The organism is Listeria immobilis (assembly GCF_014322765.1).
Taxonomy (GTDB): Bacteria; Bacillota; Bacilli; order Lactobacillales; family Listeriaceae; genus Listeria; species Listeria immobilis.
In genome coordinates this window covers 20754-46365 of record NZ_JAASTZ010000008.1, presented here as the reverse complement: position 1 = coordinate 46365, position 25612 = coordinate 20754, and the positions used below count along the sequence as shown (strand labels likewise).

The 25612-nt window shown below is 34.9% G+C and carries 21 protein-coding genes, 5 tRNA genes and 1 pseudogene; 10 read left to right on the top strand and 17 right to left on the bottom strand.

Translation table 11 applies throughout. The annotated features are described in order from the left end of the window. Nucleotides 1-77: 77 nt before the first annotated feature. The 6 genes from HCJ50_RS07595 to HCJ50_RS07570 all read right to left on the bottom strand — a co-directional run bounded on the left by HCJ50_RS07595 (nucleotide 78) and on the right by HCJ50_RS07570 (nucleotide 8716). Nucleotides 78-2342, bottom strand: a complete 2265-nt coding sequence (locus HCJ50_RS07595; protein ID WP_185346069.1) for a glycoside hydrolase family 65 protein — start codon at nucleotides 2340-2342, stop codon at nucleotides 78-80. A 15-nt stretch (nucleotides 2343-2357) separates the two neighbouring features. Beyond that, entirely contained in the window at nucleotides 2358-3191 is an 834-nt protein-coding gene (locus HCJ50_RS07590; RefSeq protein WP_185346067.1) for a DUF1189 domain-containing protein, read from the bottom strand. 27 nt (nucleotides 3192-3218) lie between these two features. After that, nucleotides 3219-4070 carry a sugar ABC transporter permease gene (locus HCJ50_RS07585; RefSeq protein ID WP_003722383.1) on the bottom strand — a complete coding sequence of 284 codons (852 nt, stop codon included), beginning with the start codon at nucleotides 4068-4070 and terminating at the stop codon, nucleotides 3219-3221. Then, nucleotides 4071-5378, bottom strand: coding sequence for a sugar ABC transporter permease (locus HCJ50_RS07580; protein WP_185395656.1), 1308 nt, complete (start codon nucleotides 5376-5378; stop codon nucleotides 4071-4073). It lies immediately after the preceding gene. A gap of 86 nt (nucleotides 5379-5464) precedes the next feature. Further along, entirely contained in the window at nucleotides 5465-6727 is a 1263-nt protein-coding gene (locus tag HCJ50_RS07575) for an extracellular solute-binding protein (RefSeq protein ID WP_185346063.1), read from the bottom strand. A gap of 213 nt (nucleotides 6728-6940) precedes the next feature. Continuing rightward, nucleotides 6941-8716: a glycoside hydrolase family 13 protein gene (locus tag HCJ50_RS07570; RefSeq protein WP_185346061.1), complete on the bottom strand. Its 1776-nt coding sequence runs from the start codon at nucleotides 8714-8716 to the stop codon at nucleotides 6941-6943. 299 nt (nucleotides 8717-9015) lie between these two features. On the opposite strand from HCJ50_RS07570, the pseudogene HCJ50_RS07565 reads away from it, so the two are divergent. After that, a pseudogene (locus tag HCJ50_RS07565) lies at nucleotides 9016-9597 on the top strand (CPBP family intramembrane glutamic endopeptidase). 36 nt (nucleotides 9598-9633) lie between these two features. On the opposite strand, the gene HCJ50_RS07560 reads toward HCJ50_RS07565, so the two are convergent. The 3 genes from HCJ50_RS07560 to HCJ50_RS07550 all read right to left on the bottom strand — a co-directional run bounded on the left by HCJ50_RS07560 (nucleotide 9634) and on the right by HCJ50_RS07550 (nucleotide 13390). Continuing rightward, a complete protein-coding gene (locus tag HCJ50_RS07560) occupies nucleotides 9634-10599 on the bottom strand; it encodes a LacI family DNA-binding transcriptional regulator (RefSeq protein ID WP_185346059.1) in 966 nt (321 codons plus the stop codon). A gap of 137 nt (nucleotides 10600-10736) precedes the next feature. Beyond that, the gene (locus HCJ50_RS07555; protein ID WP_185346057.1) at nucleotides 10737-10973 is read right to left on the bottom strand and encodes a hypothetical protein; all 237 of its coding nucleotides are present in this window, start codon (nucleotides 10971-10973) and stop codon (nucleotides 10737-10739) included. A gap of 593 nt (nucleotides 10974-11566) precedes the next feature. After that, on the bottom strand, nucleotides 11567-13390 hold the full coding sequence (locus tag HCJ50_RS07550) for an APC family permease (protein WP_185346055.1): 1824 nt from the start codon (nucleotides 13388-13390) through the stop codon (nucleotides 11567-11569). Between the two features lie 325 nt (nucleotides 13391-13715). On the opposite strand from HCJ50_RS07550, the gene HCJ50_RS07545 reads away from it, so the two are divergent. The 5 genes from HCJ50_RS07545 to HCJ50_RS07525 all read left to right on the top strand — a co-directional run bounded on the left by HCJ50_RS07545 (nucleotide 13716) and on the right by HCJ50_RS07525 (nucleotide 14268). Then, nucleotides 13716-13787: transfer RNA gene (locus HCJ50_RS07545), tRNA-Glu, on the top strand. A gap of 149 nt (nucleotides 13788-13936) precedes the next feature. Then, nucleotides 13937-14010 (top strand) — tRNA-Thr (locus HCJ50_RS07540). Nucleotides 14011-14021: 11 nt separating this feature from the next. Next, a tRNA-Tyr gene (locus HCJ50_RS07535) sits at nucleotides 14022-14105 on the top strand. A 9-nt stretch (nucleotides 14106-14114) separates the two neighbouring features. Continuing rightward, nucleotides 14115-14186, top strand: a tRNA-Gln gene (locus HCJ50_RS07530). A 9-nt stretch (nucleotides 14187-14195) separates the two neighbouring features. Next, nucleotides 14196-14268: transfer RNA gene (locus HCJ50_RS07525), tRNA-Lys, on the top strand. A gap of 109 nt (nucleotides 14269-14377) precedes the next feature. Here HCJ50_RS07525 and HCJ50_RS07520 read toward each other — a convergent pair. Continuing rightward, the gene (locus tag HCJ50_RS07520) at nucleotides 14378-15064 is read right to left on the bottom strand and encodes a Crp/Fnr family transcriptional regulator (RefSeq protein WP_185346053.1); all 687 of its coding nucleotides are present in this window, start codon (nucleotides 15062-15064) and stop codon (nucleotides 14378-14380) included. Nucleotides 15065-15559: 495 nt separating this feature from the next. Between HCJ50_RS07520 and HCJ50_RS07515 the strand changes: the two genes are divergently transcribed. Beyond that, nucleotides 15560-16261, top strand: coding sequence for a Crp/Fnr family transcriptional regulator (locus HCJ50_RS07515; RefSeq protein ID WP_185395655.1), 702 nt, complete (start codon nucleotides 15560-15562; stop codon nucleotides 16259-16261). Between the two features lie 42 nt (nucleotides 16262-16303). Here the strand turns inward: HCJ50_RS07515 and HCJ50_RS07510 are convergent, their stop codons facing one another. Genes HCJ50_RS07510 through HCJ50_RS07485 form a run of 6 tightly spaced genes read right to left on the bottom strand, consistent with a single transcriptional unit; the run spans nucleotide 16304 to nucleotide 21478 of the window. After that, a complete protein-coding gene (locus HCJ50_RS07510) occupies nucleotides 16304-17203 on the bottom strand; it encodes a ketose-bisphosphate aldolase (RefSeq protein ID WP_185349029.1) in 900 nt (299 codons plus the stop codon). A gap of 14 nt (nucleotides 17204-17217) precedes the next feature. Continuing rightward, nucleotides 17218-18072 carry a class II fructose-bisphosphate aldolase gene (locus HCJ50_RS07505; protein WP_185349027.1) on the bottom strand — a complete coding sequence of 285 codons (855 nt, stop codon included), beginning with the start codon at nucleotides 18070-18072 and terminating at the stop codon, nucleotides 17218-17220. Between the two features lie 22 nt (nucleotides 18073-18094). Next, complete coding sequence (locus HCJ50_RS07500) at nucleotides 18095-19189, bottom strand: PTS fructose transporter subunit IIC (protein ID WP_185349037.1); 1095 nt, start codon at nucleotides 19187-19189, stop codon at nucleotides 18095-18097. 16 nt (nucleotides 19190-19205) lie between these two features. Then, entirely contained in the window at nucleotides 19206-19517 is a 312-nt protein-coding gene (locus HCJ50_RS07495) for a PTS fructose transporter subunit IIB (RefSeq protein ID WP_185349025.1), read from the bottom strand. Between the two features lie 12 nt (nucleotides 19518-19529). Further along, a complete protein-coding gene (locus HCJ50_RS07490) occupies nucleotides 19530-20003 on the bottom strand; it encodes a PTS sugar transporter subunit IIA (RefSeq protein ID WP_185349023.1) in 474 nt (157 codons plus the stop codon). 11 nt (nucleotides 20004-20014) lie between these two features. Further along, on the bottom strand, nucleotides 20015-21478 hold the full coding sequence (locus tag HCJ50_RS07485; protein ID WP_185349021.1) for a BglG family transcription antiterminator: 1464 nt from the start codon (nucleotides 21476-21478) through the stop codon (nucleotides 20015-20017). A gap of 204 nt (nucleotides 21479-21682) precedes the next feature. Between HCJ50_RS07485 and HCJ50_RS07480 the strand changes: the two genes are divergently transcribed. The 3 genes from HCJ50_RS07480 to HCJ50_RS07470 are packed head-to-tail and all read left to right on the top strand — an operon-like array spanning nucleotide 21683 to nucleotide 24306. Further along, a complete protein-coding gene (locus HCJ50_RS07480; protein WP_185349019.1) occupies nucleotides 21683-22582 on the top strand; it encodes an ABC transporter ATP-binding protein in 900 nt (299 codons plus the stop codon). Beyond that, the gene (locus HCJ50_RS07475; RefSeq protein WP_185349017.1) at nucleotides 22579-23814 is read left to right on the top strand and encodes an ABC transporter permease; all 1236 of its coding nucleotides are present in this window, start codon (nucleotides 22579-22581) and stop codon (nucleotides 23812-23814) included. The genes HCJ50_RS07480 and HCJ50_RS07475 overlap by 4 nt, the downstream gene beginning before the upstream one ends. A gap of 18 nt (nucleotides 23815-23832) precedes the next feature. Further along, the gene (locus HCJ50_RS07470) at nucleotides 23833-24306 is read left to right on the top strand and encodes a GNAT family N-acetyltransferase (RefSeq protein ID WP_185349015.1); all 474 of its coding nucleotides are present in this window, start codon (nucleotides 23833-23835) and stop codon (nucleotides 24304-24306) included. A 597-nt stretch (nucleotides 24307-24903) separates the two neighbouring features. Here the strand turns inward: HCJ50_RS07470 and HCJ50_RS07465 are convergent. Continuing rightward, a complete protein-coding gene (locus HCJ50_RS07465) occupies nucleotides 24904-25551 on the bottom strand; it encodes a GntR family transcriptional regulator (protein ID WP_185349013.1) in 648 nt (215 codons plus the stop codon). Between the last annotated feature and the right edge of the window lie 61 nt (nucleotides 25552-25612).

Sequence of the window (25612 nt, the reverse complement as noted above, 5' to 3'; positions counted from 1 at the left end):
CTGCCAAAAATTGGAAAGATTTGTTAAAGAAAAAAACTTGCTGAAAACATTTTACAAAGTTTTCAACAAGTTTTTTATTAATTTATTGGTATAGTTATTGATGTTTCAAGTGAATAGTTTTCCTTATACATTTCTAAATCTATTGGTTCTCCGTGACAAAGTTTAATTGTCACGTCTTCTTTAGCAACATTCACTTCTAGCAAACGATCGCGGAAGTTGATTTTAAAACGGTAATTGCTCCACCCATTTGGTAAAAATGGCGCAAATCGAAGTTTTCCATTTGAAATTCGCATGCCTGCAAAGCCTTGAACAATGGAAAGCCAGCTTCCTGCCATGGATGTAATATGCAATCCATCTTCTGTATCATTATTAATATTATCTAAATCCAGACGTGCGGTCCGTTTATAAAGTTCTACCGCCTTATCATATTTGCCAATTTCCGCAGCTAAAACAGAATGAACAGCTGGTGATAGACTTGACTCATGAACAGTTAATGGCTCATAAAATTCAAAGTTACGCTGTTTTGTATCAAAATCGAAATCATCATGAAATAGATATAATCCTTGTAGCACATCTGCTTGTTTAATGAAGCAAGAACGTAAAATTTTATCCCAAGACCAGTTTTGATTGATAGGTCTATCTTCCGGTTTAAGTGTATCTGTTGAACGTAATTCTTTATCCAGAAATGTATCATGCTGAACAAATATTTGCCATTTTTCATCAAACGGATAATACATTCTATACACAATATCTTCCCATTTAGCTAGTTCGAATTCTGTAATACCAAAACGCTTTTTCGATTCATCATCTAAATTTTGAAGAGTATAGCGAATCGTCCAAGCAGCAATATAGTTGGTATACCAGTTATTACTAACGTTATTATCGTATTCATTTGGCCCAGTTACTCCATGAATCATATATTTGTCTAATCGATCAGAAAGATGCACGCGGTCTGCCCAAAAACGAGTAATTTCTGTTAAAACTTCGATACCATCCGTTTTTAAATAAGTCTCATCACCCGTATAATTTGTGTAATTATAAATCGCATAAGCAATTGCGCCATTTCGATGAATTTCTTCAAAAGTGATTTCCCATTCATTATGACATTCAATCCCCGTGAAAGTAACCATTGGGTAAAGTGCCCCACCTAAGCCGATTTTCTGCGCATTGATTTTTGCACCGTCCAGTTGATCATGACGATATTTCAACAAATTATGGCTAACAGACTTATCCGTTAGTGATAAATACATCGGTAGCGCAAATGCTTCTGTATCCCAATAGGTTGCCCCACCATATTTTTCTCCAGTAAATCCTTTAGGGCCAATATTAAGACGAGCATCTTCTCCATAATAAGTAGCAAATAATTGAAATATATTAAAACGGATTCCTTGTTGCGCTGAATCATCCCCAACAATTTCAACATCTGCTTTGTCCCATCGTTCGCGCCATCCAGCAATATGTGCTGCGAGCAACTCGTCATAGGAACTAGCTTGAAGGTTTTGTAAAATGTTTTTACCAGCATTTAAAAGCGCTGCATCTGCATAATCACGAGAAGTTGTAATCACAACTCGTTTTTCGATTCGCGCCACTTCCTTCGCCTTTAATTCAAAATAATAGCTATTTTCTGCATAAAGTGACTTTGTTTGGTTTGTTTCTTTTTTCGCGTTGCTGCGGTTTTCCATCACGGCTGAAACAGTGAAGCGCGGTGTCCCAAAGTTATTTGGAATTGTTTTTGTAACTAGCGCTCCCTGATGTTCACTAGCGCTTTGTTCTAATTCTTGCCAAAACATTTCTTCATAATTAGCATCTTCATTTTGCACATTGCCATCCAAATAAGAAGATAATTCGACTGTAGCATCACTTAACGCTTCCACTTGATAATGAATAACTGCGAGTTCCTTTGTGGCTACACTTAAGAAGCGTTCTGCTGAAATCCGGAAAGACTTGTTATTTTTAACTACTGTAAAATGACGACTCAGCGTTCCTTTTTCCATATCTAAGGTAAGTTCGAAATCACTTACTTCATCTGTAAATAAATCTAGTTTTTCACCGTCAAGTCGTACGTTAATCCCAATAAAATTTAATCCATTAATGACTTTACCAAAATAATCCGGATAGCCATTTTTCCACCAACCAACACGCGTTTTATCAGGAAACCAAACACCTGCATAATATGTTCCAATATGGCCATCGCCGGAGTATCCTTCTTCAAAATTCCCGCGCATTCCCATGTAACCATTACCAAGGGAAGTTAAACTCTCTTGCAACCGTTTATTTTCTTTATCTAGTTTGGTTGTTCGTAATGTCCATGGACTAATCTCAAATAATTGCTTCTGTGCCATACTAAATCCTCCTAATTAGCGACTAGCAGCCATATTTTTCTCACTAGTCTTATAAAATCTTGTCTTTAAAAATGTCCAAGCTATCATTAATACCATTCCAAGTGATTGGACAGCCATAATGATGGTTATATCAAAATAGATAAAGCCGATAGCGCATGCTGCAATCACTGGAATTCCCAGTGCATTCAGCGTTAAATTAAAAGATTCTTTAAAAGAGCCAATCTTTGAAAAGCTGCTCCGTTTTGTCATCCAAATGAAAAGCGACGTGAATATAGCTAGCATAAGCGAACTCACAAAGATTATCGAACCAATCATCATAACCATCGAAAGAAAGACAAATGCTTGGTTTTCTAAATACCATTGAGCTGAAATCCAATTTACTAATGATTCACTAGAAGTAATTTCCGCTAATGTGGCATCTTTTGGGTAGCTTACTTGGAATGTATAGCCACTTGCATCTTTTAGCACCATTTCATTATTTTTGAGATTAATCACATTTTTAGCATTGCCAAGTTCTACATCAGTTAAATTAACCCCAGAAACGCCATTAGCCGATTTCTCTACTAGATGAGCATTTTTATCCGTTAATTCGCCATTTTCGAGCGATAAGCCTTGTATATCATTTGCCAACTGATCTGTTCCAAGCGCAGCCATTCCCGGCATTATTTCTGGTAAGTCAAAACTTGTTTGATTCGCAAAATGAGCCGAAACTGGTAGTAACAGTAATGCATTTAAGAAGATAAATACAATCACCATTTGCCAAAATTTAAGTGCTTTTCGTCCGTCAAAAATGGCGCTTGGACCTAATGTGCTTTTTACATAGTGAATGATAAATGGAACTTTTTTCATTGATATCACAGCCTTTTTAAAAATCGATTATCCTTTTGTTCCACCAGCAGTTAGGCCAGAAACAAAATTCTTTTGCAAGAAGAAGAACAGTAAACAAATCGGTAAAGCGGCAAGAATGGCTCCTGCTGCGAATAACGCGACTTTTTGTTGTTGTGGATTGGCAATAAATGTTTGAAGTCCAACCGCTATAGTTAAGTTTTCTGGTGTTCTGAGTAAGAATTTAGCAAGTAAGAAATCACCGAATGGTCCCATGAATGCCCATAAAGCTTGAACTGCAATCATCGGTCTTACCAGTGGTAAAATGATTTGTGCGAAAATCCGGAAATGTCCCGCTCCATCAAGTTTTGCAGATTCATCTAGATCCCGCGGAACAGTATCAAAGTATCCTTTCATCAGCCAAGTATTCATTGGGATTCCGCCACCAATATAAATCAATGTCAGGAACCAATACTGGTCAAGCGCGCCTAAAAGCATTGCCAAAACATAGAAAGCTGTAAGTGCCGCCATTGTAGGTACCATTTGAATAATCAGGAAGAAAATCAAGCTGTTTTTACGTCCTTTAAAACGGTATCGGCTATATGTATAACCGGCAAGCGTCACAATCGTTACTTGCATAATCATTGTTACGACAGCGATAATAAGTGTATTTTTGTACCAATCCAAATATAATGTTTCATTAAATAACCGAGTAAAATTATTTAGTGTCCAACTATCCGACCACTCTAAAGTAAATGCTGCGATATTACCTGGTTTAAAGGCAGACGATGCTGTAATTAGAATCGGATACAAAATAATAATCGTTAACACGGTCAAAAATAAATACGTAAAAAACTGTGTTAAAAACTTCGTCGTCCGCTGATCTTTCATAAAATCTCTCATTTACATCATCTCCTCGTTCCCAAAGGCATTCGTTTTCTTAAAGGCAATCATCGAAACAGTAATAACGATAATTGAAATAAGTAGCGTTACAGCAGCTGCTACAGCATATTGTGGCGAAGTACCTGTTGTTAATTTATAAATCCATGAAATCAAGATATCCGTTGATCCAGCGCCTGCTCCGACACTTCCGGGACCACCTTCATTAAATAAGTATATAATCGAAAAGTTATTAAAATTAAATGTATATTGTGTAATAAATACTGGTGCCGTTACAAATAAAATCATCGGCAAGGTAATTTTACGGAAACGCTGAATTGCGCTCGCCCCGTCAATTCTCGCTGCTTCATAAAGTTCACCTGGAATGGCTTGTAAAACTCCCGTTACCATAACATAAATATACGGGAAACCAAGCCAGCCTTGAATGCTAATCAGCGCTACTTTAGTCCAAAATGGATCCGTTTTCCAAGCTATTGCGTTCATATCAACAAACGGTAAATGATTCAATAGTGGAATTACTTGTGTATTAATCGCGCCAATACTGTCATTAAACATATTAGAGAAACTCATAATAGTGATAAATGCTGGTACCGCCCATGGAAGTAAGAAAACAACTCCGAATAATCGCTTCCCTTTAATAAAGCTTTGGTTCGCCATAATGGCTGTAAATACCCCAACCACAATTTGGAGAGAAGTGGCACAAATAGTCCAAACGAGTGTCCATGAGAAAACACTTAGGAATGTGTCACGATACGAACTTAGGAAAAAGATATTAAAAAAGTTCTTAAAACCAACCCAGTCAATTAAATTAGCTGGTGGAATATGATAAAAGTCATAGTTGGTAAACGCCATAAAAAGTGTTACAAGTACTGGGAAAATAATAATAAACGTCATAACAAGGTATGCGGGTAATGTAAGTAAATAAGGAAAACCTTTATCAAGCATATTTTTTATAATCGCAAGTGCTGATTGGTTAACAGTTTCGCCCAGGTTCCACTGCATAGCCACACGTCTTGCATCAAAAATATTTATAAACCAAAAGCCTATAAATAGTAATGTCACAATTAATTGCAAAGTACCTTCAATCATTAAAAACAAGGAGTGGTCAACACCAGGAACAGAACCAAGTGTGATCAGGCCAATAAGTGCATTTAAGCCAATTGTAAAGAATTCTATGATAAACAAAGCAAATAGTGCAAAGAAAACAATCCCTTTAAAATTTTGTTTATTATAAAATTGACCAAGCCCAGGAATGATTGATAACAAAGTCGCCCTGCGAACATTTTTAATTTGTTTTTGTTCTAGTTTCATTTTGTTACCCTCAATTCTAGATATAGATTCACTGACTAAATGTTAAAATCGGCGGGCGCGCTCATCCATGCCCCGCCGATTCGGTATTATTTCGTATATTTTTGTGTTACATTATCTTCTATTACTTTCACTGCATCATCCGCTGATTCTTGTGGAGTTTTTGAACCTGATGCTGCATCAAACATTAGATTTTCAGCCCCAGTCCAAACTTCCGACATTTCAGGAATATTTGGCATTGGTTGTGCATTTTTATATTGTTCGATAACTGCATTAGTTAATTCATCATTTTTAGATTTCGCAGTATCACGTGCTTTTAAATTAGCAGGTACTTCATTTGTCATATCATATAAAGTTTCTTGACTTTGTTGGTTTGTTACATAGTCTAACCATTTTTGTGCTACATCTTTGTTTTTAGAATAATTGCTTACTACCCAACCTTTACCACCAGCAAATGGCGCATATTCTTTACCATTGTTTAGTGTTGGGATTTTTGCTACACCATAATTAATTTTCGCTTCTTTATAGTTAGCTGCCGACCATGGTCCTCCTAATATTGCAGCTGTTTTCCCTTTAACAAATTGGTCTTGAATGAAGTCATCTGCGCTTTTATTATCTTGCATTCCTTTTGGCCATACATCTTGGAACCAACTTGTTGCATAGGTAATTCCTTCAACAGCCCCTTTGTTATTTAGACCAATATCTTTTGGATTTGTACCTTCATCACCAAAAACATAACCGCCATATCCTGCAAGAAGTCCATAAGAGAAGTAAAAGTCAGTCCATTTTGCTAAGAAACCAGTATTTTTTCCTTTTTCAGAAGTGAAGGCAAAACGTGGATCTTTCGCGATTGTTTCTAAATCTTTAAATGTTTCTGGTGCTTTATCAAGTAAATCTTTATTATAGTAAAGAACTAATGTTTCAATAATTGCTGGAGCGCCATAAATTTTATTGTCAATAGCCACCTGTTTTTGATCTTTTTCATCATAATCAGCTTTATTCTCTAGTTTTACTTCTGCCAAGTGGCCTTGTTGTCCGAGGCTACCAATTCTATCAAAAGCTGACATCATTACGTCTGGTGCAGTCCCAGCTGGTCCATCAAGTGGCAGGGCTTCAAGTGTTTCAAACATGTCTTTTTCAACTACTTTAACTTTTACGTTATTATCACTTTCGAAGTCACCTTTGATTTTATTAATATAGTCTTTGTATCCTGCATCAACAGAAACTGTAAGTGTTTTCTCCCCATCAGATGCGCCCGCTTTACTAGAATCTTTTCCGCCACCACATGCTGCCAAGCTTAAAGCCATTACTAAAACCGCTGAAACAATCCCCACTTTTTTAAAACGCTTCATCTACTTTTCCTCCTCTTTATGAAAAAAGCCGCTCTTTTTTGTCTGCTCATTAAGTCCCCATCTTTTTTCAAATCTTTTTTAAAGTTTGTGAATTAGGTTAACCTATACTTTTATTATATGCTGACATCGAAAGCGTTTACAAGAAGATTTCACATGTTACCGATAACAACATTTTTCTGGTAAACATGTGAAAAATTCCTTTACGCGTATGCTTTAACTGTTTTCTTTGATAACAAGAAATCCTTTTGCAGGGATAGTAAGATTTTCCGATACTGTTTGATTGTTCCAAATATCAATCGCACTATTTCCAAATGAAATTGTGAAATCTTTTGCTTCTGTTGCTTGATTGAAAAGAAAATGCAGTTTTTCTCCATTTAATTCTTTCGTAAATGCGGTAATCCCCGTTTTGCTGCTTGCATCCAACCATGTTAACTCGCCAGATGTGATAATCGCTTGGTTTTCTTTTCTAAGCGCAATCAATTTTTTCGTAAATGCTAACATAGATTGATTTTGTTTTGCTTCATCCCATTCCATACATTTACGGCAACCCGGATCATTTCCACCGTCCATCCCTATCTCAGTTCCATAATAAATACACGGAGAACCAGTGTGTGCGAACATAAAAGCAAGTGCTTGTTTTACTTTATCTTCATCATTATTAGCACGTGTTAAAATGCGTGCTGTATCATGGCTATCGAGCATATTAAACATGACTTCATTAACTTGATTCGGATAGCGCATATATTGTTCATTAATACCAGAAACCATTTGCTCAGGTGTGATTTTCTCTTCAATAAAGTTTTCAATAATCGTTTGCGTAAATGGATAGTTCATTACCGCATGGAATTCATCTCCGAGTAACCAAATCCATGAATCATGCCAAATTTCTCCCAAAATATAAATATCTTCTTTCTCAGCTTGGACTGCTTTTTTAAATTCTTTCCAAAAAGCATGATCCACCTCATTAGCAACATCTAAACGCCAACCATCAATATCAAATTCGCGAATCCAGTATGTTGCAATATCTAACAGGTACTTTTGAACTTCTGGATTGGCTGTATTTAATTTCGGCATATGTGTTGTAAAAGCAAAGGTATCATAAGAAAGCGTTGGTTCTCCTTCAATATTCCCATTTTCATTTTGTCGAACGGGGAAGCTATGAATATGGAACCAATCACGATACGCCGATTTTTCTTCTTTTTCCACAACATCTTGCCATGCAGCTGAAATGTCACCAATGTGATTAAATACCGCGTCTAACATTATTCGAATGCCCCGCTTATGTGCTTCTTGAACGAGTTTTCTAAAGGTTTCTTTATCGCCGAAATGCGGGTCAATTTTTTTATAATCAATGGTGTCATACTTATGGTTTGTTGGCGCCTCAAACACAGGAGTTAAATACACGCCATTAATACCAAGTTCCACTAAGTAATCTAAATGTTGGATAATTCCTTCCAAGTCTCCGCCAAAAAAATCTGTTGTACTTGGATCCTTACTTCCCCAAAGTAATACATTTTCTGGTGAAATAGCCGGATTTCCATTTGCAAAACGCTCTGGAAAAATTTGATACCAAATCGTATTTCCAACCCATTCAGGAGCTTTAAATGTATCTGCTGCATGGATAAATGGAAATTTAAAATAATAATCCATCGTCGCTAAATTCGCTTCTGTTGGTTCAAAAAAACCGCGACCGCCATAAAATGTTGTCATTCCTTCTGTATCTTTTAATAAAAAGCCATATTGAAGACGTCGATGTTCGGGTGTTATTGCAATAAACCAATAATCATGTTCTTCAGTTTCTGCAATTTTACGCATTAAAAACGATTCACTTTGCCATTTTTCATCTTTCCATAAGTAAGGGTCGGCAGCAATTAAAGTAACCTCGCTAATATCCATGCGTTTCGTTCTAATCCGAATATGTAGTGTTTTAGCGTCATAACTATAAGCATAGCTACTCGCTGGTTGATGATAAATCCCTGCTTTTTCCATTTTTTCTCCTCCTATATCACCTATCGTTCTATTTCAAATTAGCATTTCCATTAAAGCGTTTGCAACCTTTTCCTGCTCGTTAACGGTAACAAGATTTTAGACATTACATTTTAGTATAGAAGAAAGTCAGCTTTTCTCTCCGTGTGCTAAGTGACAAGTTAGTAACTTTACTGATTTAAAGTAAAGAGCTATAATAACTCATGGACTAATAAAAGCTCTTTAACATGGCCTAAAAGGAGGATACAAAGGAATATACTTTAAACGATAAAAAACAAGGTTATTGGTTATTTTTCAGCGCAATCATTATTGGTATTCTTTTTCTTCTTTTGCCACACATCATTTCCAATATTGAAATGTTAACATTCATAGGTGCTATTTTTAATGCCTTATGTATGGGAATTGTTGCTTTTATCATATTGAAAGCAACATTTTTAGATTGGTTTAAACATTTTAGTTTCAAATGGATACTTATTGGTGCTCCTGCAATATTTATTATCAGTTCCATATTTAATTATCTTTGGGCTTATTTTGCAGGTGGTACTATTGAAAATAGCATCAACAACGTTCTTACATGGTCTTATGTCTTCACCACTATTCCATTTATGATACTTGGCGAAGAATTGATATCTATCAGCTTGATGTTCGCTGCTTGGAAAAAATGGAACTGGAAATTTTGACAAGCTTCCTTGCTCAGTTCCTTCCTTTTTGCAATCTGGCACTTAACTTCCTATGATTTTAATTTTCTGCAATGTATCATTACATTAGTACCAGCCAGACTTATTTTAAATTACTTATTTAAGAAAACGGACTCCATTTGGGTTACATTTATTGTTCACTTTATTTTTGATTTATTAGCATTTTCACCAATTTTAATCCAATAAAAAAGACGCTAGGAATAAAGATTCCTAGCGTTTTTATCACTCTTCTTTTCCAGTTGTAGAGGCTCGTATCAGTAATTCGGGAGTAAATAATAGGTTTCCTTGAGGCTTTCCATGATCATTAATTTTAGCAAGTAACATCTTTGCAAGTTCCTCCCCCATTTCTACAACAGGAGAACGAACAGTCGTAATTTTGGGAGATGAAATTCTATCTAAAAATACCCCATCAAATCCCGTTACAGCAACATTTTCACCAAAACGACGTCCAAAAGCTGCTGCTGCACGAACGACGCCAATCGCAATTCGATCTGATGCACTGACAATTGCAATTTTTTCTGAATTATAACGTAATAATTCAAATGCTTTCTCTTCTGAAACACTTGAACTATTAGCAATAAAATAGCTTTCTGGTTGCAAATGGTGTTTTTTCATTACTTCTTCATAACCTTCTAAACGTGATTTCATAAATTGCTCATCCAATAAGTCAATTCCTAAAAATACAATTCGCGTAAAGCCGATTTCAACCATATGTTCTGTGGCAAGCGCTGTCCCTTTCTTATTGTCCACATCAATCGAATCATAGCCACGTTTATTTTCGCCATAGAAAATAACTGGTTTATCAATATCTAAAATACCCATCTCATAATCTTTATCACGTATCCCAGTAACAATTAAACCATCGTAAGCACCAATATTTCTAGATCGTTGTGTAACAAGTTGCAGCGAATAATAATATTTATCAAGCTCCCTACTAATTCCAGTTAATAAATTCATATAATATGGTTCTACAGTATCAATTTCTTCTAAAATTAAAAATTTAATTACTTGTGTCCTATTTTGAACAAGCGCTCGAGCCGCATAATTCGGCACATACTCTAACGCTTCCATTGCACTATAAACAAGCATTTTCAGTTCATCTGAAACTTGGTCTGGATGATTAATAACCCGTGAAACTGTCATTTTGGAGACATTCGCCCGTTTTGCAACATCTGCTAAAGTTGCCATCTCCAACCTCCTCCATTCATAATCTTCCTTATTGTACCATCTTTTCCATAAAAAAAAATATCTATTAACCAACAAAAAAGCATTCTCACAAAAAATGCGAAAATGCTTGGTTAAATTTTATTATGTAATAGTTCACTTTATAGTGTTTGCCACTTTTTTTGTGAAACTCTTCTCGCTTTTGAATGTTGATAAGCTTTAATAAGCATTCTAAGTAATTGATGCGCCCCACCAATGATAGTTCCAATCACCGTAGCTACGAGCGTAGTTGTCAGAAAACTAACAAACGGAAAACTAGTTGCATTCATTGCAGCAATTCCTAATATGAAAACGATTATAGTAGGTAGTACATAATACCTAATATCTTGTTCTTGCATACAAAGCGCTCCTTTACTAACATAATTACTCCATCAACTATTGAAATTATAACGCGAAAACTGGCTTTTTTCAAGGCTTCAGAGGATTTTTTAATTAACTACTAAATTGCACAAATGGCTTTATATAGCCATTTATTTTTATATTCCAAATACACTCATTTTGAATTCATCAAAAAGAAAAATTTGTTACCACTTTGTAATATTAATTAAGTCCTTTTCCCTAATTTGTATCTAACTAATATTTATTCATTTCAGTATATAAGTATTAAAATTAACTTTTCTATTTACACAAGAAAAGGATTGTTTCACTAATATCGTATACAATTCATCTTTATTATTTTTGCTAAGTAAAAAAAAATCAACCAATCATTAAAAAAATAATTTTTCATTGAAATATTGATTTTCTTTTTAATTTCTTCCTTAAATTCCGATTTTGCTTTAAGAAAAATAAGATTTTCCAGCTTTATTTGTTTTTAAAATGGCGTTTTCCTCTTTTTACAAATAAATTAAATCTAGTTACACTTACGTTGTTCCATTATAAAAAACGGAAGAGCATCCCTCTTCCCCCGAAGTGCTCTTCCGTTTTTCTCTTGCTATTCTTTTAAATGATAAGGGTAAGTCGAAACAACGACATCTCTTTTCATTAGAAGTCTTGTACGAATCAATAGACTTGTTTGGTTATGAAGAAGATTTTGCCAACCTTTTCTAGGGATAAATTGCGGTATTAATACCGTAAGTGAGTAATTGTCTTGATCTGCTTTTTGTTTCGCGGTATCAATAAATTTCATTAATGGATCTGAAATAGAGCGATACGGTGAAAACAGATTGGCAATTCGTACTTCAGGATGTACCCTATTCCATCTTTCAACAAATTCCTTTTCCTGTTTTTTATCAATAGAAATGTGGACAGCTATGACTGTATCACCAATAGATTTAGCATATTGCAATGCCCCTTCTACAACTTTGGTGGTATCAGATACACAGATAATAACGGCATTTCCTTTAAAATCAGGCAAGTCCATTGTTTCATCAATTCTCAGTTGCGGTCCTACTTTACGATAGTGATGCCTTGTACGGTGGAACACATAAATCATGATTGGCATGAAAATAAATACTGGCCAAACAGACTCTATACGCGTTAAGAATAAGACAATTAATACTGTAAATGATATTGATGCACCAAGTAAGTTTGCCGATAATGACTTTTTCCAGCCTTTGGGACGCTGTTTCCACCATTTTACAATCATTCCTGTTTGCGATAGCGTAAATGGAATAAATACACCTACTGAGTATAGTGGAATAAGTAGCTCTGTTTTTCCTTTAAATAATATAATAAGTAATATCGAGCCAATCGCTAATGTAATAATTCCATTTGAATAGCCTAATCTGTCTCCTCTTGCTAAATACATTCTTGGCATAAATTTATCTTTTGCTAAATTATAAGCTAGAAGTGGGAAGGCTGAGAAACCTGTATTAGCCGCTAAAACTAAAATAAGCGCAGTTGTAGCTTGAACAAAATAAAACATAAAGTTTCTACCAAATACATTTTCTGCAATTTGTGATAACACGGTTACTTTTAACTCTGGAACAGTTCCATATACAAAAGCAAGAACAGTTATTCCGACAAAGAAAAAACCTAGTAATCCAGCCATTAGTGTTAACGTTTTAGCTGCATTTTTTGGTCGAGGTTCTTTAAACAATGGAACGGCATTAGAAATAGCCTCTATCCCCGTCAAAGATGCTGACCCTGAAGCAAATGCTCTTAGTAACAAGAAAATCGTTACGCCCTGTACATGTGTCCCTACAGCAGCTGTTTCATGACTAGCATCCATTCCAGTTAATACTTTAAATAAACCAGTAAAGATAAGTGCAATTATAGAGAAAACAAATAAGTATACTGGAATTGCGAGCAAGCTAGCTGATTCTGTAATGCCTCGCAAATTAATAATCGTTACTATAACAACTAATATTACAGCAATTGGTACAGCAAATGGATAAAGGGTGGGCACAGCTGAAATGATTGCATCCGTTCCAGATGAAACACTTACAGCTACAGTAAGCATATAATCGACAAGCAATGATCCGCCGGCAATTAAACCTGCATTATTCCCTAAATTCTCCCTAGAAACAATATAGGCGCCCCCACCTTGCGGATAAGAGTAAATAATTTGTTTATACGATAAATTAAGCGCAAACAGAAGAACAAGAACACAAAGCGCTATAGGTAACGAATACCACATAGCCGCAGCACTAACAGTTACAAGTACCAGTAAAATCTGTTCTGTCCCATATGCTATAGAAGAAAGTGCATCGGATGATAGAACAGCTAAAGCCTTTAATTTCCCTAATTTTTGGTCTCCAGCTTCTGAAGTTTTCAGAGGGCGGCCGATTAATAGTCTTTTTAGCGGTGAAGCCATTATATTCCCTACCTTTTTATTTGATTTTCAACCTAAATTCCAATTAACCAGACACATTATAGCACAGCTAATTTTAGATTGTAACATTAATCTATTTTATTTTATTAATATAGCTTTCTATTCCGTTTGAATCTGTTACTAACGCTATGTTTTGCATTTTATTTTTTATCTGGAAACTTCTATAGATACACATACCCATTAAGTTTGTATTTCACTCTTTTTCCGTGTGATTATTTTCAGAAAAAAAAGAAATTAATTTAGGTATTTACAAATGCTACCCTTTTTTTATATAATAGTTTCTAGCGGTAAAAAACATTTATGTGATGGCCCGTTGGTCAAGCGGTTAAGACACCGCCCTTTCACGGCGGTAACACGGGTTCGATTCCCGTACGGGTCACTTTTTTATTTTTAATTAACCAGCAAAAAATATTTTTGTTTTTTTGAAAAAAAAGCTGGTAAAAATAACAAAAATGTTATATTATATATTAGTATCTGTTTTGAAGGATTAATTAGATTTCGATTTGCCAGCAGTGAGAGCAATTCTTTGCCGACTTAGCTCAATCTGGTAGAGCAACTGAATCGTAATCAGTAGGTTGCGGGTTCAATTCCTGCAGTCGGCATCTTTTATAACGGAGGGGTAGCGAAGTGGCTAAACGCGGCGGACTGTAAATCCGCTCCTTCGGGTTCGGTGGTTCGAATCCACTCCCCTCCACCATTTTATTATTGGGCTATAGCCAAGCGGTAAGGCAACGGATTTTGATTCCGTCATGCGCTGGTTCGAATCCAGCTAGCCCAGTCATATTTAGAGCCGTTAGCTCAGTTGGTAGAGCATCTGACTTTTAATCAGAGGGTCGCTGGTTCGAACCCAGCACGGCTCATACTTAACGAAAGCGAGAAAAAATTTTCTCGCTTTTTTGATGTAAAAAAAGAGTTAGAAGTTATTTCAACCAACTTCTAACTCACTTTTCTGATATAATAACTGCTATTTTAGGCTTGTAATTCCTTCCAAATATCGTCGGATTTTTTCAATAAAATAAAAGACTTGGAATCTTCTGCTAAAAATCCGGACTCTATTAACTTTCCGCAAAGGTGAGTAACAGATCTCACTGATAGATTAGAATAATTTGCGATTATTTTTCTAGTGAAACATTTTGGAATTATTATCATTCCTTCTTGTTCACTTCCAAAAAACTCTCCTAATTGTTCTAAGGAATCTTTTAATCTACTTTCGCCATTTCCACGCATGAGATTACATTTTTCAATAAGCACGTTTTCATGATTTCGATTATTAAGGTATAGATAAAGCCATCCTTCTTGCATCCCAATTATGGAACAAATAATATCTTCCTTATTGAATTCGTATGCAGTAACAGTATCTATTACTCTAGTTGTATATAGATTAGCTTCATCCATAAAATAATCGTTTAAACCCGCAATTTGATTTGCCCCTAAAAAACTAACTACATTGCCTTCTTTTTCCAATGATACTATCCCTTTTTCAATAAAATAAACCTTGGAATTAATTGTATCTTCGGATAATAAAATGCTATTATTAGGTATTTTTATTTTGTTATAAGAAATTTTATTATCAATTAAAGTTTGCAAAAAACGTTGAAAACCAAATTCCTCTTCTAAGACTTTTTTGCTATATAAATTTTCAAACATTGATTGCATAATTCCCCATCTCATTTCTACTTTTTGATTGTTAAAAATATATGTCATTGATGTAATGAGTGTTCTTACAAGTGATGATACTATTAAATAGTTTTAAAAGGAACCCAGTAAAAAAGCTAAATTTCCCGCTTTATTGGTGTTTTTTTGACTTTTTTGTCACATTTATTTCCCCAATGTTCCTTTAAAGGTTGGTTTGTTTTTTTAATCTATCTATATTATAGGTCAGAGTGCGGTTCTTCATATTTTATCCATATTTTGAAAGTGTCTTTCGAAGGCAAAATTTATTTTATTTCTATGCTAAAATGTTAGTTTTACTTAAATTCCTGCTTACTTTAGCTGAATTATGAATTATTTGTGACATTTTATAGGCATTTAAAAGTATTCTTTTCCAATAATAATTAACTTAAAATTATTCATCTAGAAGAATAAAATATAAAGAAACGTTTTATTTGCAGTGGTTTCGGGAAGATTAAAACTACGAAGGGAAGAGATTATATGTATTTAAAAGAAACATTAGATCAATTTGCTTCACCAGCAAATATGCTTAAATTATTAAAAAAAGATCCTAGTTTTAATAAACACTGTATTCAAGAGCGTTTGAAAGAAGGTACCACTATAACCTCAGATAATCGAAGAAAATATATTTACATAATAGTAGATGGCTTTATGAAATTTATTTTTGAAGGTATTGATAAACAGAATTTCGTTTTTATTTTGCAACATGGTTCATTTCCTCACCTTCCTGTATACTCTGAAGATATTCCAAAGCACACAAAGATAGTCGCTTTAACTGATGTTATTTGGTGGCGGATTGATTTTCAGTTTTTCAAAAAAATGATGGAGCTTGAGGATCCCAGAAATTATTTAATGCTTCACCAACTTGCAGAGACACGTAGAAAATTATATATAATTGCTATTCAAGAAAAATTAAGTGCACGAGATAGTATCTATTTTTCATTAAATACGATGATGGATTTCGGGTTGCAAATTTCTGCAAATGTCATGGAGTTACCAGAATTTCTTACTTACCAAGAGCTTGCCAGCCATGCAAATACATCTAAAAGCTATACTTCTAAGGTGCTTATGGAATTACGTGAGGAAGGTATTTTAGACTCACAAAAAAAGCCTTGGAGAATTAATGATATTCAAAGGCTTAAAAAACTTATTAATATTGAAAATTTACAAGCTTACTTATAATAAAACGAAGAGTGCAAAAGGAGCACTCTTCGTTTTTTAGTATTAAATTAAATCGCTACGCCAAACTGGTATATTACTTTGTTGATACTTTTCAACTTGATTTACAGAATGAAAAAGTTCCATTTTATTTTTTACCACTGCTTTTGCTGCTTCAATGCATTCTGGGTAAATGGCGTTAGCATCCCAAAGTTCCGTTGTGCTCAAAATTTCTCGACATTTCTTATAAAAAGCATATTTATAATCACTAGAGATATTTACCTTTTGAATTCCTATCTTAACAGCTGCTTCAATTTCTGTGTCTGGATTAGCAGAACCTCCGTGTAGTACTAATGGAATGTTTACTAAGTCTTTAATTTCTTGGAGTATATCTAAGCGTAGTTTTGGCTCCTTGTCTTTAGGATAAATACCGTGTGCTGTTCCAATAGCTACTGCTAAAGTATCCACCCCAGTTCGACTAATATATTCCTCCGCTTCTTCAGGTTTTGTATAAATAATCTCGCTTACACCACCCTCAATGCTGTTTCCTGTTTTCCCAATCGTACCAAGTTCTCCTTCTACAGATACACCAAGTTTGTGGCAGACATCAACAACTTCTTTTGTCACACGAATATTTTCTTCAAATGGTAACAGGGATCCATCAATCATGACTGAACTAAAACCGCAACGGACAGCTCGCATCACATCACCCATATTATCACCATGATCTAAATGAAGTACAAATGGTACAGGGCTATTTTTAATTCTTGCAAGTACATATTCAAAAAAATCATCTTTTGTGAAATCTAGCTCAGTTGGATGGACAGCAATAATTGCCGGTGCATTGTTCTTTTCTGCTTCTTCTACTACTACACGTAAAAAATTACTATCAGCGACATTAAATGCCCCTACCGCAAACTTGTTTTCCTTGGCTACTTCTAATAATTGCTTCATATTAACTAACATTTTTCATTCTCCTTTTAAAGTGATTTTCCGTTAGATCCGGATAATAGAATATAATATTTAACTGCTTCTTTGCCGGCTTGGATTGTTTCATGAATTAACTCAACAAAACTAAGCCCTGGCGTTTCTTGTTGTAATTCTTTGATTTTGGTTGCTTGAGCTTTCATAAAATCAGAACCTACATTGATTTTATTAATTCCAAGCTGAATTGAAGTGGTAATGTTTTCAGCGCCACATCCAGAGCCACCATGTAGAACTAGTGGCATTTTCGTAGCAGCTTTAATTTCTTGAACAATATCGAATTGAAAGGCTGGTGTGAAGCCAGCTGGATAGTCCCCATGAGAAGATCCATATGAGATCGCCAGTGCATCAATGCCAGTTCGTTTTGCAAAATCAATAGCAATTTTCGGTTCTGTATACATTGCTTGATTTGTGTAATTATCCCCTGTCACTGCTCCGATATTGCCAACTTCTGCTTCTACACTTGCATTATAAACTTCTGCAAATTGGACCATTTCTTTTGTAATCGCTACATTTTCCTCATATGGATGACTGGATGCATCCATCATCACACTAGAGAACCCATCAGCCAAGCACTGCTTTACAATGGCTACATCTTGTCCATGATCTAAATTAATAGCTACTTCAACGCTTGCTTCTTTTGCCATTTTGATAATCGGTTTTGTTAAAAATCGACTTCCCAAGTGTGTTTCTAAATGTTCTTGCAATAAATCAATAATAATTGGCGCTCTAAGTTCTTGCGCTGCATCAATTACTGCTTTTGCGGTTTCTAAATTAAAACAATTAATCGCCATGACTGCATAATTCCCATGATTGGCACGGTGCAGCATTCCTTTCATTGAAACATACACTGTCTGTATCTCCTTCCTAACTTTACGAAATTTTAATTCCAGACAAATCGACTTCTTCTTCCTCTTCTAAACCTTGATCTGCAATTATCTCCTCTTCTTTGGTTGGTTCTCGTTTTAAAATTAGTAGCATTGCAGCTGTGACACAAGTTCCAATCAGTAATGCTAAACAAAATAGTAATGGCTCATTCATTGCAGGTACGATAAACATGCCTCCTGATGGAACGGGTGAGCCAATTCCCCATGTCATACTAAGACCTCCACCTACAGCAGCACCTAATGTACAAGAAACAATTACTCGAATTGGGTCAACTGCCGCGATGGGAATTACGCCTTCTGTTATCATACAAATCCCCATCGGAAAGGCAATTTTAATATTATCTTCTTCTGATTTAGTGTATTTTTTCTTTTTGATAAGTTTAGAAACAACCCATGAAAGCGTTACTCCAAACGGTGGAACCATTGACGCAAGAATTTTCACCGCTTCTGGCTCCTTTACACCTTCAAGTAGCAACCCATCGGCGAATAATGAAGCTACTTTATTTACTGGACCACCAAAGTCAAATGCAGCCATTCCACCTAGTACTGCGCCAAAAACAAACCTCATACTGCCTTGCATTCCTTGTAAGAAATTTGTCATCGCATCTGTTGCCCACACAATAGGAACACCAATAACAAAATACATTAGAAGCCCTATAACCAAACTACTTATAAGTGGAATAATCATCATAGGCATTAAACCTTGCGCCCATTTTGGTACTTTCAAATATTTCACTAGGATAAGTACAAAGTAACCAACTAGATAACCACCAAGCATTCCTCCCAAAAAGCCTGCTCCGATAGAATTGGCAATGACCCCCATCAGTAGTCCTGGAGCAATACCCGGCCTGTCAGCTATCGAATATGCAATCGCAGCCGCAATGACTGGTGCAAGTAAGCCCATCCCAAGAACACCTAGCGATACAAGGGCATCAGGGATAGAATAAGGTGCTTTATAATCTAAAATCACCTGTCCACTTGTTAAATTTCCAATGGCAATAAGTAACCCTGAGGCAACAACTAACGGTAACATATACGAAATCGCTGTAAGAGCATGTTTTTTGATTTGCAGTTTTTTCATCATACCGGTCCACTCCCTAGTTATTTATTTCATTATCTATTTTTGTAATAATTTGTTTTGGTGCTTTAATAGCTAAATCAGTTGGAATTTCGACTACTTTTTTCCCTTTAAAACGATCCTTTCCGCTAACTTTAATGTCTGCTGCAATAATTACTACATCCGCATTTTTTAATTGTTCTGCTGAGAGTTCATCTTCAATACCAATTGTTCCTTGTGTCTCAATATGAATGTTATGTCCAAGGGCAATTCCAGCTTTCGTTAGTTTTTCTTTAGCAATATAGGTATGTGCAATTCCTGATGTACATGCTGCAATTCCAATAATATTCATCCTAAACTCCTCCTAAATCTGGTTTTTAGCTAACAATTTAATGAATGCTTCTTTTGTCTGTACAGTTTGAAATTGTCCTATCACCTCATCATCTGCAAGTAAAATCGCTACTTTTTGAAGTAATTTTATATGGGTTGTCGTAGCATCTGAATTTTTGACTGCGAAAAGAATAATAATATTAACTGGTTTATCGTCTAAAGATTCCCATTCTACCGGATTTTGCGTTCGTCCTACCGCAATGGAAGTATTAGTTACGCTAGCAGATTTACCATGTGGAATAGCCACCCCTTCACCTAGGCCAGTTTTCCCTTCTTCTTCCCGGTATAACACGTCTGCTATAAAAGCTTTTTTATCTGCAACCGCACCAGCTTTAACTAGTAAATCAGTTAGTTCTTCAATTACTTCTAATTTGGTTGTTGCTTGTAATTCTAGATTTACAAGTGCTGGATTAATGACTTTGCTAATATCTAACTCTTGAATATCCATATATTCCCCTCCTATAAACTTTCCATTAATTTTTTCACCATCAACTTATCTTTCTCTGTAAACATTGCACTTACTAGTAGTGAAGGAATCTCTTCATTGTTATCTGTTTTAATTGTTGTTAGAATAAAATCAATATTCCGATAGTCTTGTATATTATTTTTGAATCTTGTAGATGATAAAACGTCCACTATTTCTACATCAGGAAATGCTTTTTGCACTTTTACTTTTAATAATTCAGATGTGCCAATCCCGCTTGAACACATGATAAGAATTCGTTTTATTAAAGGTGATTGTTCCATATGTTTGGCAAAGTAGATGGTTATATAGCCAATTTCATCATCAGATATGGTTTGGAGGTTAAATGTTTTAGCAACATCTCTAGCCGTGTCTTTAATGATTTCAAATAGATTTCCATACTCCAATTTAATATCACTTAATAAATTATTTTTAATATTTATCTGGTGGTTCATTCGGTTTACCATTGGCTTCATATGACTTAAAAGTTCAATTTTCAGCTGCTTTTTATTGATAGGAATATTAATTTTTGCGGCCACTTCATTAATATAAAAATCGGTCATTTCCTCCACTATCGGTAGTACATTGTTAGGAAATAGTTCAATTTCATGATTAAAACGTGAAGAAATTAAATATTGGAGAAAATTAAAAGTCTCGCGTTCTGGTAGTTTCATTTTCAAATATTGTTCAATCGCCTCAATCGCTTCAACTGCAATTACGTGGAGTGTCTTGTTTGTAATAACATAAGTTTCGCTTTCACTACTTTCACCAAATTCTTCCACCTCACCTTGTCGAAAACGATTAATCAAAATATAAAGATGCGAGAAAATATTGATATCATATGGATAAGGGATACTTATAGCTAGTTTATTTTCGATAATTTCCATTTGTTGCACGATAAATTGCACATCTGCTTTATTTAAATCACTATAATCAGTTTTCAAATCATCGTAGCTAGATAAATCCAAATTGTTAATTACCTCATTAATTGCTATTCGAATATTTTCTTCTGTTCCAACCACACGTATTTCTTTTTGCTTTTTTTCAATGGTTAAATGATACTTTGTGATTGATTGATTTAACAGCGCAAAATCATTTTTAATGGAGTTGTAACCGACATAATAGCCTTCATATAAATGATGGATATTTAAATACTTAGGTGATTTAAATAATATTTGAAGTAATATTTTTTCTCTTCTTTCAGTAGGTGTATAGCCAAAAATATCTTCTGAAGTCTCTAACTTTGCTTGAATATAGGCCTTATAATCAAGTTTAAAACCACGTCCTTTTTCCGAAATCAAGATGTCTTTCTTACCTGTTGCGTTATTAATATTTTTGATTCTGCGATAAATCGTTTTAGAAGAAACATCTAAAATTTCCGCTAGTTGATTAGCTGTTAAAAAGTCATTTTTCGTTAAGAACAAGTTAATTAATGCTCGCTCCGTTTTAGTTAGAAGCATTTCATCACCTCCTCTACGGTCTATTATACACAAATAAAAGAAAACGGTTACAACAAGTTATGTCCACTACACTAGACAATTTTTTAGCAGATTTTGTGAAAAAATCATTTTCACCTTAAGCAAATTTAAGCTACTTCCAGGAAGACAATAGTAGCTTAACAACGTATAATAAGTGGTGGGAAGAAATTAGAAAGGGGTGTTCATGTGACGCTAGAATTACATAATGTAACAAAAAAATTTGCTGATAAAACAGCTGTGAATGACTTGTCTTTTCGAGTGGAAGAAGGAAAAATACTTGGACTTATTGGACAAAATGGCGCCGGCAAAACAACTACTTTCCGACTTATTTTGCATTTTTTAGAAGCAACTTCTGGAAAAATCACTTGGAATGGTCAAGAAGTAAGCAAAATCGACCATAATATTGTCGGTTATTTGCCGGAAGAACGTGGTTTATATCCTAATGTCACTATCGAGGAGCAACTAATATTTTTTGCGGAATTAAAAGGTTACCCTAAACAAAAAATAAAAAGTGAGATAGATGATTGGCTGGAACGTGCTGAAATTGTTGGTAAAAAGACAGATTTAATTAAGACATTATCCAAAGGAAATCAACAAAAAATCCAGCTGCTAAGTACCATTATCCATCAACCGAAGCTAGTTATTTTAGACGAGCCTTTTAGTGGTCTTGACCCTGTAAATGCAGAAATTTTGAAAAAGTTTGTTTTCGATTTACGGGCTTCTGGAGCAGCTATTATTTTCTCTAGCCATCGTATGGAAAATGTAGAAGAGCTATGTGACTCTCTTTTAATGTTAAAAAAAGGCAATACGGTTCTTCAAGGAACTACTGAATCAGTTAAATCAGCGTTTGGTCGTAAACGTATTTTCATTGAATCGCACCATACAAAAGAACAACTTGCGGCACTACCAGGAGTACTTCATATTGAAACCCAGCGTGACGGCGTTTTCCAACTAGAAATTGAAAATGAATCCGATGCAGAGAAAATTTTTGAATATGTTACAAAAGATGGGTTCATTCAAACATTTAGCCTTCAAGCCCCTACATTAGAAGAAATCTTTAAGTGGAAAGCTGGTGAATTCAAATGAGTAAATTTGGCGTAATCACCAAGCAAGTTTATAAACGTCGGGTAAAAACAAAATCATTTTTGATTTCCCTTTTATTTCCAGTTTTAATTGCCATACTAATTGCTGGGATACCAAAAATGGTGGAATATTTTGATTCTACTAGTGATATTACTACGATTGCCGTTTTAACAGCTAACCCTATTTACGAAAAAGCACTAGCCAAAGATGATACTCATTTTAAAGTGAAATCAGCCATCACAGATAAAGAAACAGCTCAAAAATCTCTAAAAAAGGGAGATATTGATGGTTTTGTCACAATAACCGAAAAAAATGATACAGTAAGTGCCGTTTATACCACAGAAGAAACTGCTGGACAAGATACCATTACACGATTAACCGATGATCTTACTGCTACCAAAGTTGCCGAAAAAGCAGCTAAATATAAAATCACAAACAATCAACTAACTCAGATCACTTCTCCCGTTTCAGTTACCAATGATTTAGAAGCAAGTAATCAATTAACAAACCATGAAAAAGATGTAATGAGTGCTGCTGTATTAATTTTAACGCTCGTTATCTTTATTTTCGTTATGAGTTACGCAAATATTGTGGCCTCTGAAATAGCTACTGAAAAAGGCACACGAATTATGGAAGTTATTTTATCTAGCGTCTCGGCAACAACACATTTATTTGCTAAATTAACCGCTATTATTCTAATGCTCTTAACTCAAATTGGTTTTTATGTCGTTTGTGGAGCAATTGTCTTGATTGCTGGTAAAAATACAGATATGGTTCAAAACATACTAGATCAAGTAGCTGTTTTTCCTGCTTATTATCTTGTATTAAATCTACTTTTTGTCATTTTAGGATTGCTTTTATATATTTTAATTGCAGCAATGATTGGCTCAATGGTACCAAATGTAGAAACCGTTGCGCAGTTCATATATCCAATGACGATTCTAGCAATTATTGGCTACTGGGGTTCTATCGCAGCAGCTAATGCACCTGATAATTTACTAGTAATTATCGGTTCCTATATCCCAACGTTTTCACCAATGATGATGCTAGCCCGGATGGACCTCTTATCCGTTTCCACACTTGGTATCTTTAGTTCACTAGCGATTCTTACATTGAGTGTAGTTGGGGCTTTCTTCCTTACTGTGCGCCTTTACCAAGGAAATGTATTACTCTACTCCAATGATGGCTTATGGAAAACTTGGAAAACCTCCCTATCTTACGCAAAAAGAAAATAAAGAAAGTTGGTATATATTATGCAAATCAGATTATCCGTTCGTGAAGATGCAGCATCTATGATAGAATTAGAACATTTAGTATGGACTCCTGGAACAACTCCTGGGAACGTTCATTTCGACAGCGAAGCAGAATTTTTACTTAAAAGTCCTCCTGGTTCCAAAGTGGTTGTTGTTAAAGAGGATAAAGTAATTGGGATTCTTGGTTATAAATCGCCTATTCCACTTCCTTCCAATAAACATGTAGTAGAACTTGATATTGCTGTGCATCCTGATTATCAACGCGAAGGCATTGGACAATTACTAATGGATAAAATGAAAGAGATTGCTCGTGAAAATGGCTATCTCAAAATTTCCTTGCGTGTGTTATCTATTAATCAACGCGCCATCCGTTTTTATGAAAAGAATGGTTTTAAACAAGAAGGACGGCTTGAAAAAGAATTTATTATTGAAGGTAATTTTGTCGATGATATTTTAATGGCTTATTTTCTCTGACTAAAGACCCTATTTCGTTTCTTAACCTATGACTTTATAATCATTTTTTATATAAAGCGTTTACAATTTTGAATAACGGCTATATATAGAATACAACGAACAAAAAAGGTGATGCTAATGACAAAAACTTGGTGTACAAGCTGATTTTTTTCTCAGCTTTGTCATATGCCGGCAAAACGTCTGGTGAAGGATTTTAGTGTCAGCAGCTAAAGTTAGCTTACAGGAGGAAGGCGAGGAGTATACGCCGCGTCAAGGACTTAACTAACTTGGTTGCAGGAGAACGGAATTTCGTTACGTCGCCCATTTATCAATATTTTTAGCCTCACTACGTTGGTAAATAAGCGAATAAAGTATCGTTTCATTAATGGCCACTATTTGAACAAGTTCGGGCGCTCATTTATTCGTAAGTTGAATATCTTGAGAAGGAAGAGTTAAAAAAATGGTCTACTTGTTCGAAAATGCCTCACCGTTTTCCGAATGTTGTATGTTTGTTCAGAAACATCCAGACATGGTCCGGCCCATCAGATGAGTGGCAAGACAAGCTCATCCGAAAAGAAAAACCCTGTGTGACGAAAGTTGTCATACAGGGTTTTTCGATTACGAAAATAAAATTGAAATATTTTTATCGTAAAATTTTTGGATTACTAAGTGACATGCTTCAAACTCTTTTGCCTCTAAATGAGTAACTAATTCTTCTAATGATTTGGTAATATCCATTTTAAATTCGTCGAAAAACAGCTTCTCATTATTTTCTTTCATTTTTTGCAGGAGTACTGTGAAAGTATCAATATTTCTCTCCATCGTAGGCATTTCTGTGTAGTGAATCATACAAGCATAAAAATTTTTTACATGACTTATAAACACATCTGCATCTTGATCAGCTACAGCTAGTTTTATATAGATTAATTCCCTACGAAGACAGGTGGCGCAAATTTCTGCATCCTTATCTTGTAATTTCTGTACAGCATAGTTAAGATGAAAAAAAGCTAACTTTAATCGAGATTTCTCGCGATGCTCTGTTTCATTTTTAGTAGTTACTGAAAAACTTTTGCCTCCGTTTTCCTCACATATCATACCACTTTTATGTAAACAATGAAGGGCACCAAAAGCCACTTGTTTGCTGACTTGAAATCGTTTCATAATGTCGTCTATATTCACTTTTTCGCCATTTTCCAAAGTGTTAGTCATTATTTCATTCTTGATTTCTCCATAAATTGGATCTGCAACAAATCCACTTTTTTCCATAATTTAAACCTCTTTAATATTTATTGCTTACAAGGATATATTTTACACGAAAAGAATACTT

What these genes read in the sequence shown, in the direction of transcription:
- HCJ50_RS07485 (WP_185349021.1), bottom strand. Translation starts at nt 21,478, where the DNA reads ATGCTTCTAACTAAAACGGAGCGAGCATTAATTAACTTGTTCTTAACG.
- HCJ50_RS07550 (WP_185346055.1), bottom strand. Translation starts at nt 13,390, where the DNA reads ATGGCTTCACCGCTAAAAAGACTATTAATCGGCCGCCCTCTGAAAACT.
- HCJ50_RS07510 (WP_185349029.1), bottom strand. Translation starts at nt 17,203, where the DNA reads ATGTTAGTTAATATGAAGCAATTATTAGAAGTAGCCAAGGAAAACAAG.
- HCJ50_RS07465 (WP_185349013.1), bottom strand. Translation starts at nt 25,551, where the DNA reads ATGGAAAAAAGTGGATTTGTTGCAGATCCAATTTATGGAGAAATCAAG.
- HCJ50_RS07580 (WP_185395656.1), bottom strand. Translation starts at nt 5,378, where the DNA reads ATGAAACTAGAACAAAAACAAATTAAAAATGTTCGCAGGGCGACTTTG.
- HCJ50_RS07585 (WP_003722383.1), bottom strand. Translation starts at nt 4,070, where the DNA reads ATGAGAGATTTTATGAAAGATCAGCGGACGACGAAGTTTTTAACACAG.
- HCJ50_RS07475 (WP_185349017.1), top strand. Translation starts at nt 22,579, where the DNA reads ATGAGTAAATTTGGCGTAATCACCAAGCAAGTTTATAAACGTCGGGTA.
- HCJ50_RS07515 (WP_185395655.1), top strand. Translation starts at nt 15,560, where the DNA reads ATGTATTTAAAAGAAACATTAGATCAATTTGCTTCACCAGCAAATATG.
- HCJ50_RS07495 (WP_185349025.1), bottom strand. Translation starts at nt 19,517, where the DNA reads ATGAATATTATTGGAATTGCAGCATGTACATCAGGAATTGCACATACC.
- HCJ50_RS07490 (WP_185349023.1), bottom strand. Translation starts at nt 20,003, where the DNA reads ATGGATATTCAAGAGTTAGATATTAGCAAAGTCATTAATCCAGCACTT.
- HCJ50_RS07575 (WP_185346063.1), bottom strand. Translation starts at nt 6,727, where the DNA reads ATGAAGCGTTTTAAAAAAGTGGGGATTGTTTCAGCGGTTTTAGTAATG.
- HCJ50_RS07470 (WP_185349015.1), top strand. Translation starts at nt 23,833, where the DNA reads ATGCAAATCAGATTATCCGTTCGTGAAGATGCAGCATCTATGATAGAA.
- HCJ50_RS07555 (WP_185346057.1), bottom strand. Translation starts at nt 10,973, where the DNA reads ATGCAAGAACAAGATATTAGGTATTATGTACTACCTACTATAATCGTT.
- HCJ50_RS07500 (WP_185349037.1), bottom strand. Translation starts at nt 19,189, where the DNA reads ATGAAAAAACTGCAAATCAAAAAACATGCTCTTACAGCGATTTCGTAT.
- HCJ50_RS07590 (WP_185346067.1), bottom strand. Translation starts at nt 3,191, where the DNA reads ATGAAAAAAGTTCCATTTATCATTCACTATGTAAAAAGCACATTAGGT.
- HCJ50_RS07570 (WP_185346061.1), bottom strand. Translation starts at nt 8,716, where the DNA reads ATGGAAAAAGCAGGGATTTATCATCAACCAGCGAGTAGCTATGCTTAT.
- HCJ50_RS07595 (WP_185346069.1), bottom strand. Translation starts at nt 2,342, where the DNA reads ATGGCACAGAAGCAATTATTTGAGATTAGTCCATGGACATTACGAACA.
- HCJ50_RS07520 (WP_185346053.1), bottom strand. Translation starts at nt 15,064, where the DNA reads ATGCAATCAATGTTTGAAAATTTATATAGCAAAAAAGTCTTAGAAGAG.
- HCJ50_RS07560 (WP_185346059.1), bottom strand. Translation starts at nt 10,599, where the DNA reads ATGGCAACTTTAGCAGATGTTGCAAAACGGGCGAATGTCTCCAAAATG.